The sequence below is a fragment of the Micromonospora sp. CA-248260 genome, assembly GCF_050942205.1.
GTDB classification, from domain to species: Bacteria; Actinomycetota; Actinomycetes; order Mycobacteriales; family Micromonosporaceae; genus Micromonospora; species Micromonospora antibiotica.
The window spans coordinates 1,308,590-1,321,902 of record NZ_CP192021.1 but is presented as its reverse complement, the minus strand read 5'-3'; the positions used below and the strand labels follow the sequence as shown (position 1 = coordinate 1,321,902).

Sequence of the window (13,313 nt, the reverse complement as noted above, 5' to 3'; positions counted from 1 at the left end):
CCGGGCCTCGAACGTCACGGTCACGGTCACGGTCAAGGTCAGCTTCTAGCGGCCGTACGGGGTGGGGCCACCCGCCCGGGCAGGTGGCCCCACCCCGTATCCGTCATCCGGTCCGAACAGCTCACGAGAGAGGAGAGGTTACGTGCGGGTCATGCTGGTCAATATGCCATGGACTTCCATCGACGTCCCTTCGTTGGCGATTGGAATCCTCACCAACAGCGTCCGGCAGAAAATGCCGGATGCCGAAGTGGAGGCCGTCCACGCGAATCTCGACTTCGTCGACTGGGTGGTCGACCGGACCGAGTTCGGATTGAGCGACTACTACTACTATTCGCTGTTCACCTATTTCGCGGGCTGTGGTGACTGGGTCTTCTCCTCGGCCCTGTACGACGATCCCCAATGGCGGGTGCAGGAGTTCACCGACCGGGTCCGGACCCAGATGACCGAGCGGGAACTCGCGCTCAACCTGGAGCTGCACCGGCTGGCCCCGGAGTTCGTCGCGGAACTGGCCGACCGGATCGTCGCCCAGGCACCGGACGTGGTCGGCTTCACCTCCACGTTCCAGCAGAACGCCGCCGCCCTCGCCACCGCCCGGGCGATCAAGAAGCGGTCACCCGGCATCCGTACGGTCATGGGCGGCGCGAACTGCGACGGTGAGCAGGGTGCCGCGATCCACCGCAACTTCTCGTTCGTCGACTTCGTGGTCCGGGGTGAGGGCGAGACCGCGTTCCCCCGGCTGCTCGCCGCGCTCGGCCCGGCCCGGTCGGCGGCCGGCGGGGCGGAGCCGGCGGGCGGGCTCGCCGACATCGAAGGGCTGTGCTGGGGCGGCCCGGACGGCCGGTCCGTGGCGAATCCGATGAGCACCACACCCCTGCCCCCGGCCGAGATCGTCGCCCCGGACTACGCGGGCTACTTCGAGCGGTTGGCCGCGTCCCGGGCGCAGCACTGGGTCGAGCCCCGGCTGGTCGTCGAGGGCGCCCGGGGCTGCTGGTGGGGCGAGAAGCACCACTGCACGTTCTGCGGCCTCAACGGATCGTTCATGCAGTTCCGCAGCAAGCACCCAGGCAGGCTCTACGACGAGATCATCGAGCTGGTCGAGCGGCACCAGGTCCTGGACATGTTCGTCGTGGACAACATCCTCGACATGAGTTACGTGACCTCGCTGCTGCCCCGGCTCACCGAATCCGACTACGACCTGCGGTTGCAGTACGAGATCAAGTCGAACATGAAGGGCCCGCAGGTGCAGGCGCTGGCCGACGCCGGTCTGGTCAGCGTGCAGCCCGGCATCGAGAGCCTCAACAGCCGGGTGCTCAAGCTGATGGACAAGGGGGTCAGCGGCTGCCTCAACATCCGGATGCTGCGTGACGCCGAGACCAGCGGGATCACCATCGCCTGGAACTACCTGTACGGGTTCCCCGGCGAGACCGAGGACGACTACCTGCCGGTGATCGCGCAGATGCCGGCGCTGCACCACCTGTGCCCGGCCGACGGGAGCACCCGCATCGCCATCGAGCGGTTCAGCCCCTTCTTCGTCCGCCCCGAACTCGGCTTCACCGACCTGCGGCCGGCGGCGCAGTACCGGCTGATCTACGACCTGCCCGAGTCGGAGCTGATGGACCTGGCGTACCTGTTCGACGTACCGCCGCAGGGCATCGGCGGCGAGACGGCCGACCGGCTGGACCGGGCGGTCACGCAGTGGCAGCACGAGTACGCCCGCAGCCGGCTCACCCACCACGACCTCGGCGACGAGATCGTGCTGGTCAGCCGACGCAGGCACTTCGACTGGCACGTCCTGCGGCTGACCGACCCGGTGGAGGTGGCCGTGTTCCGGCAGCTCGACCAGCCGCACAGCGTCAGCGCGCTGGCCCGGCGGCTGTCGGTCGACGAGCCGGTCCTTACGGCGTTGCTGTGGCGCTGGCGCGGTCTCGGCCTGGTCTACGAGGACGCCGGGCAGTTCATCCAGATCGCCCCGCAGGCCATGAACCAGGATCTCCTGCGCATCGACCACCTGCACCTGGAACGCGAAGCCGCCGAGACCAGGGCCGCCGCCGAGGCGGGCGAGCCGGCCGCGCTCAGCGCGGTCTGAGGGGAGGGAACGTGTCCACCACCGACGCCGGTCTGCGGCCCATCCTGGTCGGTCTCGCCCGGGACCACGACCCGGCCGTCCTGTCCATCCCCGGCATGACCATCGGTCCGGCCGAGCTGCGTGAGCCGGCCGCCGACGCGGTCGCCCGCTGGCGTTCTGCGGGGGTCCGTCGGGTCGACCTTCCCGACACGGTGGACCTGACGGTCACCGGGGACGACGCGACGGCCGTCGACACGGTCCGCCGGCTGGTGCTGGTCCGGGAGCTGACCAGCCACGGTATCGCCGTGGACTGGCGGCTGCGGCTGCCCGGCGTCGAGGCCGACGAGTGGCTCCCGTACAGCCACCTGCGGGCGCCGGTCGAGCTGCTCCCCGCGCCGGGGGGCGAGGGCGACCCGGTCGCACAGCTCGACGCCTGGGTAAAGGGTTTCTACTTCGACAAGTGCACCTACCGTCGGGGCCCGGGGTTCGTCCAGGTGCGGGACCGCCGCTCCGGTCGGTTGAACCTGCTGACCATCGACGATCCGGCCTACCTGACGGTGCTCGACCAGTTGCTGGACGGTGCCGCCGTCACCGGGGTCGACCTCTCCATCGCCCGGGACTTCGGCGGGGAGGGCCTGGTCACGAAGATCGGCGAGCTGCTGGTGTGGCTGCCGCACCGGCTGCGCCGCTGGCCCCTGCCGTCGATGGTGATCTGACCGCCCGGCGCCGGCCGCGTCACCGACCGCCCGTCCACCCGCCCGCGACCCCGGGCCGGGTGGGCGGGCGGTCTCGCGTTCGCCCCGGCTGGTGGTTCCCGAAAGTTTCGGGTATACAGGGGAGGTGGCCCCGTTGAGGTCGAATTAATACCTGCCCTCCGCGGGCCCATCTCGGTGACAGCCGACGTCAACCCGTCGAAATCCGCCCCGCGTCCGGCCGCCGCTCGGGACGATGTTTCGGGAAGATTTCCGAAACTTGTTGACAGGTGGAGCATCGACACCCTACCGTCGCCATCGACGGCACTCGATGCTGTCGACACCACCCACCGCGACCCGTCCCCCCGGTTCTGCTGGACGACCGGCCCACCACCGCGTGGTGACACCCACCGCATGGCCGGCTGCCGTACCTGGCCACGGACAGTCCACCGGGTCGTACCGCGTCGCTGGCGTCCGCCAGCTGTCACGAGGAGGAACACGTACATGAGCGACACCTCGACCCGACCGCGAAGGAGCGGTCGCCTGCGGCTGCTGCTCAGCGCCGCGTGCGCCGCGGCGCTCGCCGTCACCGGCACGTTCATCGCCTCGCCCAACGCGTACGCGGAGAACGACCGGACCCTCACCTCCAACCTCACCGGCACGCACAACGGCTACTTCTTCTCGTTCTGGAAGGACAGCGGCAACGCCAGCATGACGCTGCGCGCCGACGGCCGCTACAGCAGCAGTTGGGACCGCAGCACCAACAACTGGGTCGGCGGTAAGGGCTGGGCCACCGGCACCCGGCGGACGGTCAGCTACTCGGGCAGCTACAACCCGGGCAACAACAACACCTACCTGGCCCTGTACGGCTGGACCCGCAACCCGCTCATCGAGTACTACGTGGTGGAGAACTTCGGCAGCTACAACCCGAGCAGCGGCGCCACCCGGATGGGCACGGTGACCACCGACGGCGGCACCTACGACATCCTGCGCAGCCTGCGGGTCAACGCCCCGTCGATCGACGGCAACCAGACGTTCTACCAGTACTGGAGCGTCCGGCAGCAGAAGCGCAGCAGCGGCACCATCACCACCGCCAACCACTTCGACGCCTGGGCCCGCGCCGGCCTGAACCTCGGCACCAACCACAGCTACCAGATCATGGCGACCGAGGGTTACCAGAGCCAGGGCAGCTCCGACATCACCGTCCGCGAGGGTGGCGGCAGCAACCCCACCCCCACCAGCGGGCCGACCGGCAACCCGACCACCCCGCCCGCCGGCGGCAACTGCACCGCGGTGCTCTCGGCCGCCGAGCAGTGGGGTGACCGGTTCAACCTCAACGTCGCGGTCAGCGGCACCAGCAACTGGGTGGTCAGCCTCGGGCTGAACGGCGGCCAGAGCATCCAGAACAGTTGGAACGCCTCGGTCAGCGGCACCACCGGCACCGTCACCGCCAGGCCGAACGGCAACGGCAACAACTTCGGCATCACCATCATGGCGAACGGCAACTGGACCTGGCCCACGGTCAGCTGTCGAACGGCCTGACCCCGACCAGTTCCTGAGCGCACGCGACGGCGGGCGGCCCCGGTGCCACCGGGGCCGCCCGCCTGGTGCGTCAGGTGTGGCTGGTCAGCCGCGTATCCACTGCTGGTTGGTGCCGCCGTTGCAGGTCCAGAGCTGGACGGCGGAGCCGTTGGCGGTGGCCCCGCCGTTGATGTCCAGGCACAGCCCCGAGGCGACCCCGACGATGGTGCCGTCGGCGTTGAGCCGCCACTGCTGGTTGGTGCCACCGGTGCAGCTCCAGATCCGGGCCCGGGTCCCGGATGCGGCGCTCGGCACGTCGAGGCACTTGTTGCCGTAGATGGTGAGCTGGTTGGTGGAGCTGAGCGACCAGCGCTGGTTGGCGCCGCCGTTGCAGTCCCAGATCTGCACCACCGCGCCGTCGGTCTGGCTGGCCCCGTTGACGTCCAGGCACCGGTTCGAACCCGCGCCCCGGATCTCACCCGTCGGGGTTCCGGGGCTGCCGACGGCGGTCACCGAGAGGTTGTCGAACTGGGCGGTGACGCCCTGGCCGGTGCCGTACCCGATCTGGCCGGCGACCCAGGTGGAGTCGGTGGCCGTGCCGACGGTGGTGCCGTCGATGGCGGCGGTCAGGGTGCTGCCGTTGAGCGTGAACGACAGGTTGTGCCACCGCCCGGTGCCCAGCGCCGAGGTGTTTCCGCTGGCCAGGGTGCGCCAGTTGCCGCTGGTGTTGTTGCTGCGGATCGACCAGGCCCCGCCGTCGGTGACCCGGAAGTAGTACCCGTTCATGTTCTGCGGGCCCTGGTGGTTGTAGGTGTTGCCGCGCCCGATGAGCTGCGCGTAGCCGGACTTCTCCAGCAGCACGTCGGAGGAGACCGTGTAGTTGCGCCAGGTCAGGTCGCCCAGCAGGGTGTACGGCTCGGCCTGCCCGGAGGTCCAGTAGATCGGGGCCTGCTCGGACATCTGGCGCACGCACTGCCCGGTGCGGCCGGCGGCACACCCGACGACCTCGAACGAGCCCTGCTGGTCCATCAGGTACCGCGCCTCGCGGCCGGTGGCGTACGAGTCGAAGGTGTCGGCGTACGGCAGCTTCAGGTTGCCCTGCGCCGGGCTGGTCGCGGTGCCCTTGCCCTGCCCGTTGGTGGTGGTGATGCTGTAGACGTAGCCGGGCTGGACGGTGAGCGAGAAGCGCCCGCCGTTCGGGGTGATGTCGCTGCCCCGCACGAAGTGGTCGGCGGTGTTGTTGGAGCGCACGTTCGTCGACCAGACCCGTACCGTGCCGGTGGACAGGCCGCCGGTGACGGTGAAGTCGAGGGTCTGCGCGCCGCCGGCGTCCATCGTCTCGACGATGGTGCTGTAGTCGCTGTTGTTGGTGGACTTCAGCGAGACGTAGCTGCCGTTGTTGCGGTTGCCGCCGATGTACCCGCTCGACGCGTCGAGGTAGCGCCAGCCCGGTGCGGTGAACTGGGTGGTCTGCGCCATCACCCAGGCGTTCTTGCCGATCGAGTAGGCGCCGGACCAGGGCTGCTGGGCCACCGCCACGCCCGTGGTCGCCCACGGGATGTTGGGGGTGATGGCGGCGATGACCGGCCAGTTGATGTAGCCGGTCATCTTGCCGTCGAGGTAGCCCCGGTTGATGCCGCGGGCGAGCGCCTGCGCGCCCGCGTTGTAGTCGTCGGAGCCGTTCTCGCTGGCCCACAGGGACTTGCCGGTGGACACGGCGTTGTTGGAGCTGGGGCAGTTGGTCTGGGCGCTGCGGTAGCCGCAGACGTAGTGGCTGCCGAAGACCTGCACGGCGTTGCCGAAGGCCGGGTCGCGCAGCGAGTCGTCGGCCGCGCCCCAGCCGAAGTCGTCCGAGGCGACGATCTTGACGCTGCTGTAGCCACGGGCGTTGAGGGTGGAGCGCAGGTTCTTGTACCAGGTGGTGTTGTAGCCCTTCTCGTTCCACCCGCCCAGGTAGTTGATGGTCAGCCCGTGGGTGCCCGCGCAGTCCAGCCAGGCCACCAGGTAGTCGATGGAGTCGGTGGACCAGAAGTTGCCGTTGCCGATCCAGCCCGGCGCACCCCAGGCCAGGCCGACCAGGGCGATGTTGGGGTTACGGGTACGGGCCTGCTCCATCAGCCACCACTCGTAGCCCCGGTTGCAGTTGATGCTGCCCCGGGTGTGCTCATGGCTGGGCTCGGCGCCGGAGGTGGAGTTGGTGTCGCCGCCGATCTCCACCTTCATCAGCTGCATCGCCGCGCCGTAGCCCGGCTTGAACAGGTAGTCCAGGATGTCGCTGCGCTGCGGCTCGGGGTAGTCGACCAGCAGCCGGCTGTTGCCACCGCCGCCGCTGACCGCGCCGATGCCGTCCAGCGCCCGCCCGCCGGACCCGCCGTTGATCGTGATGGCGGTCGCCGCCTGTGCGGGTGCGGCGAAGCCGGTCAGCACCGCCGCCGCCGTCACCACCACTCCCAGCACCGATGCGGTCAACCGACGCGGACGCCACGCGCTGCGCCCCGGTCTGCGGCGTGGCTCGCCGTCGTGTCGACGGCTGCGTGCACTGAACATGTGACTCGCCTCCCCAGCCGGTCTCCGACCTCGAAGCGGTACGGCACACGTCGAACTGTCGCACCCCGCGCAGCACGGAAATCGGCGAACATCAATGATAAAGACGTCGTATGTTAGGCACCGCAGCGCTTACCGGTCAACGTCCTGTTCGGAGGGAAATAGTCCATACTCACCCGCACCGCACCCACCTGGGAATCCCGAATAGATCAGATGTATGGACTCTGCCGTGACGGGTGGGAAAACGGGACACGCCGCCGACCCGGACGCCACCGGATCGACGGCGGTACGGGTCGGCGGCGCGGCATCGGCGCTTCCGGTTCAGCCGGTCCTACAGGACCAGCTGCGCCGGGGTCGACCGGTGGGTGGTGGTGCCGTCACCCAACTGCCCGGACATGTTGTTGCCCCAGCACCACAGGCCACCGTCGGTGCGGACGCCGCAGCTGTGGTAGCTGACGCCCAGGTTCTGCGTCCAGGTGGTCGCGGTGCCGACCCGGACCGGGGCGGACCGGTGGGTGGTGGTGCCGTCACCCAACTGCCCGAACCCGTTGTTGCCCCAGCACCACAGGCCACCGTCGGTACGCAGCGCGCACGACGAGTCGACGCTCGCCACGACCCCGGTCCAGGTGGTGGCGGTGCCGACCTGGATCGGACTGGTCTGGACACCGGTGCCGCCACCCACCTGGCCGTACCCGTTCTCGCCCCAGCACCACAGCGTGCCACCGGACTGCACCGCGCAGGTGTGCGCGTGGCCGGCCGTCACGCCGGTCCACGTGCTCGCGGTGCCCACCTGCGCCGGGGTCGCCCGGTAACCCAGGATGCCGACACCGAGCTGCCCGTCCGTGCTGTCACCCCAGCACCACAGCGTGCCGCCGGTCTGCACGGCACAGCTGTGCGCGTAGCCGGTGGTGACGCTGGCCCAGGTGGTCCCCGTACCCACCTGCACCGGGCTGGTGGCCCGCGACGGGGAGGTGCCGACGCCCAGCTGCGCGTTGCGGTTCAGGCCCCAGCACCACAGGGTGCCGGTGGTCTGGACGGCACAGGTGTGGTTGGCACCGGCGCTGACGCCGGCCCAGGTGGTGGCGGTGCCGACCTGCACCGGGGTGCTCCGGCTCGTGGTGGTCCCGTCACCGAGCTGCCCGCTGTAGTTGCCGCCCCAGCACCACAGCGTGCCGTCGGTGCGGATCGCGCAGTTGTGGCTGGTGCCCGCGTCGACCCGCGACCAGGTGGTGGCGGTGCCGACCTGCACCGGGCCGGTCCGGTTGGTGGTGGTCCCGTCACCGAGCTTGCCACCGTAGTTGTCACCCCAGCACCAGAGCGTCCCGTCGGTACGGATCGCACAGGTGTGCAGGTCACCCGCAGTGACCTGGGCGACCGGCGCGGCGGCGAACGCCGCGTTCGTCGCGACCCCCCCGACGCCCGCGACGGCGGCACCCGCCGAGAATCCCACCGCGAGCGCGGCCACCCCGAGGGACACCGCCGCCGCGGTGACCGTGCTGCGGGCCGCTCGCCGCCATCGGGCCCACAGACGACTGTTCTGTCGTTGCTCCATGCTCTGTTCTCCCCAGAAAAACGTCGATTCGTGCACGATGAGGGCAGCGCCGCCCCGGCGGGCCTCCATCGGCCCACCGCGTACAGCAGTGACCCTATGCATTGAATGCGATCAATGCGAGATCCCACCGGGGTTACGCTCGGTCTACCGCCGCCCTCCGTCGACGTCCGCCGGGCTCAGCTCCGGCTCCACCGCTGGCCGGCGGCGCCGTTGCAGTCCCAGATCTGGGTACGCGTGCCGTTGGCCGTACCGTTGCCGACCACGTCCAGGCAGCGGCCCGAGCCGACGGCGGTGATCGTGCCGTCGGCGTTGAACCGCCAGCGCTGGTTGGCCTGGCCGTTGCAGTCCCAGATGATCACCGAGCTGCCGTTGGCGGTGGCCGCGCCGTTGACGTCCAGGCACTTGCCGCCGAAGACCCGCAGCTCCTGGGCGGCCGTCGAGGTCCAGCTCTGGTTGGCCTGCCCGTGGCAGTCCCAGATGATCGCCGCCGCGCCGTTGGTCTGCGTACCACCGTTGACGTCCAGGCAGCGCCCGGAGGACGAGTTGCGCACCGCGCCCGTGCCGGACGGCGGCGGGGTGGTCGGGTTGCCGGTCGGCGTCACCGTCGGGGTCGGCGTCGGGGTGGTGCTGTCGAACTGGGTGAAGAACCGCCACACCTCACCCTTGGTCCAGGTCCGGGCACCGCTGTCGCCGCCACCGTCGACCGGGCCGGGGGTGTGCCCGCCGTCGAACGCCGCCCACACCACCGGGTAGCCGGAGCGGCAGCCCGAGTAGGTGGTGGTGATGTGGGTCAGGCTCCCGGCGCGCGGCTCGGGCGGGCTCTGCGCCGTACACCCGTTGTTGCGCACGAAGGTGTCCCGCAGGGACCGGCCGGCCGAGACGTTGAGCACCGGGTCCCCGATGCCGTGGATGCCCATGTAGGCGATCGGCTGGCCGCCGCCGCTGCACCCGCTGAGCTGCCCGCCGGAGTAGACCGCGACGGCCCGGAAGACGTTCGCCCGGGAGCAGGCCAGCGAGTAGCTCATCCCGCCGCCGTAGCTGAAGCCCAGCGCGAACAACTGCGTCGTGTCGACGCACAGGTCGTTCTCGATCAGCCGGACCATGTCGTCGACGAAGGTGACGTCCTGGCCGCCGGGGTTGGCCCAGCCGTTGCCGTTGCCCTGGGGGGCCACGAAGATGGTGCTGTTGTTCGCCTGCTGGCGCAGCCCGTAGTAGGACCAGGCGGCCCCGTCCGACCCGCCCCCGTCGACGTCGTTGGCGGTGCCGCCGTTCCAGTGGAAGCCGAAGATCAACCGGTACTGGTGGTTGCGGTCGTAGTTGTCGGGGATCCGGAGGATGAAGCTGCGGTTCTGGCCGCTGCTCTGGATCGACCGTTGGCCGCTGGTCAGGGTGGGGGCCTTGCCGCACCCGGCGGTCGCCGCCGCCGCCGAGACGTCGGCGGCGGCGGCCGTGGTGGTGAGGCCACCGGCGAGTGCCGTCGCGCCGACGGTCACGACGAGGGCCGCCGCCGCCGCTAGGGAACCAAGGATGGGTCTGCGCCTGGTCATGATGGGGCTCCTGCCACTCAGCCTGCACTGCTTCAGGTATGTAGTCGACGGCGATCCCGACGTGTCGCGCCCGACCGATCCCGCTGACCGCACCCGCCAAGGACGGAACACCGGAAGACACTCGATGCGCTCACCGCGCCGGCTGGCTCATCGCCGCGGCTGCCAGCCGCTGGTTCCGCTGCCCAGGCAGGACCGACTGGTCGTCGAACCGATCGGTGGCCACATCGCGCCCGCCCGGACGCCACCCGGTCGACCGCCGGTGCCGGAGCACCGGGCTCGACGTCGAATCGATTCGGCAAGACCCTAGGTCGGAAAGTGAAATATGTCAATGCTGTGTCGAGCGGGTTGCCACCCGGGAACGTCCACCCGACGGCGACGAACCGCAGGCCACACGCACAGTTCCCCGACGCCCACGACGGGTCCGGTGCCCCCGGGGCCGGCGTCACCCGGCCCCGGGGAACGCCCGGTCAGTTGCGCAGGCTCCACTGCTGGTTGGTGCCGCCGTTGCACGACCAGAGGATGATCTTCGTGCCGTTGGCGGTGGCCGCGCCGTTCGCGTCGAGGCACAACCCCGACTGGCCGTTGGTCAGGGTGCCGTTGGCGTTGAGGTTCCACTGCTGGTTGGCCCCGCCGTGGCAGTCCCAGATGATGACGGCGGTGCCGTTGGACGTGCCCGCACCGCTCGCGTCCAGGCACTTGTTGCCGTACACGGTCAGCTGCCTGCCGGCGGAGTAGGTCCACTGCTGGCCGACGCCACCCGCGCAGTCCCACAACTGCACCTGCGTGCCGTTGGTGGTGCTGGCGTTGGGTACGTCCACGCAGCGGCCGGACTGGCCGCCCACCAGACGCCCACCCTGCTGGCCACTGCCGGTGCCCTGCTGCCGGACCAGCGAGCTGGACTCGGCCGACCGGTTGCCCTGCGCGTCCACCACGAACAGCCGGTACTCACCCTGGTTGGCGGGCACCGCGATGGACGTGGCGGTGCCCGTCGCCCGGGTCATCGTCGGACCGGCGGTGAAGGTGGTCGTGCCGGCAGGGGCGAGCCAGACCGTCCTGGCGGCGTCACCGGTGCTGCGGATCGGGATCGACGCCGTCGAGCTGGTGACGAAGGTGCTGGCCGGCAGGACGTGGTTCGGCAGGGAGAGGTTGCCCGCCGGGACGATGTCACGGTACGCGTCCTCCAGCCCCGAGGCGGCGGCGATGCCGTACGCCTGCGCCGGCCAGACATAGTCGGAGGAGACCAGGATGTCGCTGACCGTGCTGTTGGGCAGGTTCTTGTTGGACACCTTGTTGATCGGGCCGTAGATCTGGGTGATGCTCAGGTCGTGCTTGCGCCCGAAGTCGTCTGAGTTGATCATCCAGGTGATGTTCTTGTCCACGCTCAGCACGTTGTCGCGGAAGGTGATGTACGCCGAACCCTCGTCCGGGTGCAGGCCGTACTTGTGCCCGGACGGCACACCCTGGAGATAGTTGTTGGTGATCGTCGTCCCCGGCTGCGCGCCCAACGTGTAGATGGGTGCGGTGTCGCTGAGCCGCTGCACCGTGTCGATGATGTGGTTGTAGCTGATGGTGTTGTTCCGGGCCGTCGTGGTGGGCCGGTTCGGCGCGATCGAGCCCGATGACCCGTCGAAGTTCCACCAGCCCCAGCCGAGCGTGATGCCCGACCACGGCGACTTCTCGATCCGGTTGCGCTGGATCGTCAGGGTGTCCACGAAGTACGCCGAGATGGGGCTGTGCCCGTTGAACAGCACCGCGCTGTCGTACAGGTAGTTGTTCTTGATGTCGATGTTCTTCGGCAGCCCCTCGACCTGCGGCAGCCACTTCTCCCGGTTGGTCGACGTCCCGTCGCCGATGTAGACGTGCTGGGGATGTCCGACGGTGATCGCGGAACCCGCGATGTCGTTGGTGAAGTTCCCGGTCAACTGGGTGCCCTGCACGTCGTTGACCATGTTGACGCCGTCCGCGCCGCTGTGCTGGATGCGGTTACGGTTGAGCAGGATGCCGTCGGCGTTCTCCACCTGGATCATGCCCGGAGTGACGTCGACGTTGCGGTAGTAGTAGTCGTGGAAGTTCCGCTTCGCGTACGCCTGCGCGCCGAGGTTGCCCTGCTGCGCCTGCTTGTACGACGAGCCGGCGACGGTGAACAGGTTCCAGTCGGAGTGCTGCACGGTGAGCCCGGCGAACGTGAGGTTGCGGGCGTGGTTGCTCGTCGACGTGCCGGCGACCCGCAGCAGGGTGGTCACGTTGTTCGGCGCGAACACCGACGCGGTCGTCATGTTCTCGGCGCTGCTCTTGTAGTAGTAGAGGGTCCTGCTGCCCTTGTCGAAGAAGAACTCACCCGGCGCGTCCAGGAACTCGTAGGCGTTCATCAGTTTGTGGCTGCCGCCGGCCTGGGCGTTGCCGTTGAACGCGCCCTGGGCGATGGCGGCACCCGGCTGCTGGAACAGCGCCACCCGGTTCGCCCCGTCGGAGGTGACCTGGCGTACCCCGACGATGGCGGTGGTCCAGGTGGTCGCCGTCTCGATCTCGATGTCGTCGGCGTTGCGGGCGACGGCCGGAAAGTCGTTGAGGTTGTACTTCGCGCCGTCGCACTGCGAGCCCGACTCCCAGGCCCACGCCGCCTGCCCGGCCGTGATGTTGTAAGTCCCGTAGCAGCCCGCCGAGCCGACCGTCTTCGACGCCATGAACGCCCGCTTGTCGTTGACGTAGAGCGCGCGCAGCTTGTTGGCCCGGTCCAGCGGGGCCTTCCAGATGTTCCCGCTGTGCTGGGTCCACCCGGTCACCGGCACACCGCCGTCGAGCACCGGGGTCTCGCCGGGGTAGGCGGAATAGCTGACCCGGTAGCCGTTGCTGCCGGAGTCGGCCGCGCCGAACTCGATGGTGCTGGTCACCGGATACCGGCCACCCCGCAGGTAGACCTGGATGTCGCCGGTCATGTTCGCGTTCACTGTCCGCACGACGTCCCGGGCGCGTTGCATCGTCCGGAACGGCGACTGCATCGTGCCGGGATTGGCATCGCTGCCGTCCGGCGCGACGTAGTAGGTCTCCTGGACTGCCGCCGACGCCGGCAGTTGATTCGCGATCACGGCCGGGAACGCGGCGGCGACGAGCAACACGCCCGCCAGCAGCGACCTTCGGGCGGTGGAGAGGGCTGGTTTCACGTACCGTTCCTTTCGCAGGCCACCGACAGACATGTCCGCTGGACAGTCGTCCTGGGGGTGCGACAGTGAACCCGCCATGCGAACATGGGCCGCCGCGCCGGGAGACGGGGGCGCTCCGGGCGGGCTCGGCCGTTGGCGGGTTACTGGGAGACACCGTGACCGGCAGTGGCAAGGTGCACGTGTGAGCGACCGGCATCAACCGGCGACAGTCCCCCGCCACAGGGAACTCCC

The 13,313-nt window shown here is 69.5% G+C and carries 7 protein-coding genes; 3 read left to right on the top strand and 4 right to left on the bottom strand.

Going from position 1 to position 13,313, the window contains the following annotated elements; all coding sequences use genetic code 11:
• The first annotated feature begins 163 nt into the window (after nt 1-163).
• From ACQP2H_RS06135 to ACQP2H_RS06125, 3 genes are all read left to right on the top strand, one after another.
• Nucleotides 164-2,086, top strand: a complete 1,923-nt coding sequence (locus tag ACQP2H_RS06135) for a RiPP maturation radical SAM C-methyltransferase (protein ID WP_433231532.1) — start codon at nt 164-166, stop codon at nt 2,084-2,086.
• An 11-nt stretch (nt 2,087-2,097) separates the two neighbouring features.
• Nucleotides 2,098-2,781, top strand: a complete 684-nt coding sequence (locus tag ACQP2H_RS06130) for a DUF5825 family protein (protein ID WP_433231529.1) — start codon at nt 2,098-2,100, stop codon at nt 2,779-2,781.
• A gap of 480 nt (nt 2,782-3,261) precedes the next feature.
• On the top strand, nt 3,262-4,299 hold the full coding sequence (locus ACQP2H_RS06125; protein WP_219467937.1) for a glycoside hydrolase family 11 protein: 1,038 nt from the start codon (nt 3,262-3,264) through the stop codon (nt 4,297-4,299).
• An 84-nt stretch (nt 4,300-4,383) separates the two neighbouring features.
• On the opposite strand, the gene ACQP2H_RS06120 is transcribed toward ACQP2H_RS06125, so the two are convergent.
• From ACQP2H_RS06120 to ACQP2H_RS06105, 4 genes are all read right to left on the bottom strand, one after another.
• Nucleotides 4,384-6,825 (bottom strand): ricin-type beta-trefoil lectin domain protein, encoded by a 2,442-nt coding sequence (locus tag ACQP2H_RS06120; RefSeq protein WP_433231526.1) that lies wholly within the window; start codon nt 6,823-6,825, stop codon nt 4,384-4,386.
• Between the two features lie 328 nt (nt 6,826-7,153).
• Nucleotides 7,154-8,374 carry an RCC1 domain-containing protein gene (locus ACQP2H_RS06115; RefSeq protein ID WP_357534712.1) on the bottom strand — a complete coding sequence of 407 codons (1,221 nt, stop codon included), beginning with the start codon at nt 8,372-8,374 and terminating at the stop codon, nt 7,154-7,156.
• Between the two features lie 176 nt (nt 8,375-8,550).
• Complete coding sequence (locus tag ACQP2H_RS06110) at nt 8,551-9,921, bottom strand: ricin-type beta-trefoil lectin domain protein (RefSeq protein ID WP_219467931.1); 1,371 nt, start codon at nt 9,919-9,921, stop codon at nt 8,551-8,553.
• Nucleotides 9,922-10,388: 467 nt separating this feature from the next.
• Nucleotides 10,389-13,082, bottom strand: coding sequence for an RICIN domain-containing protein (locus tag ACQP2H_RS06105; protein ID WP_219467928.1), 2,694 nt, complete (start codon nt 13,080-13,082; stop codon nt 10,389-10,391).
• Nucleotides 13,083-13,313: the final 231 nt, after the last annotated feature.

Coding starts and splice junctions, on each gene's coding strand:
- ACQP2H_RS06120 (WP_433231526.1), bottom strand. CDS start 6,825: ATGTTCAGTGCACGCAGCCGTCGACACGACGGCGAGCCACGCCGCAGA.
- ACQP2H_RS06115 (WP_357534712.1), bottom strand. CDS start 8,374: ATGGAGCAACGACAGAACAGTCGTCTGTGGGCCCGATGGCGGCGAGCG.
- ACQP2H_RS06110 (WP_219467931.1), bottom strand. CDS start 9,921: ATGACCAGGCGCAGACCCATCCTTGGTTCCCTAGCGGCGGCGGCGGCC.
- ACQP2H_RS06125 (WP_219467937.1), top strand. CDS start 3,262: ATGAGCGACACCTCGACCCGACCGCGAAGGAGCGGTCGCCTGCGGCTG.
- ACQP2H_RS06135 (WP_433231532.1), top strand. CDS start 164: ATGCCATGGACTTCCATCGACGTCCCTTCGTTGGCGATTGGAATCCTC.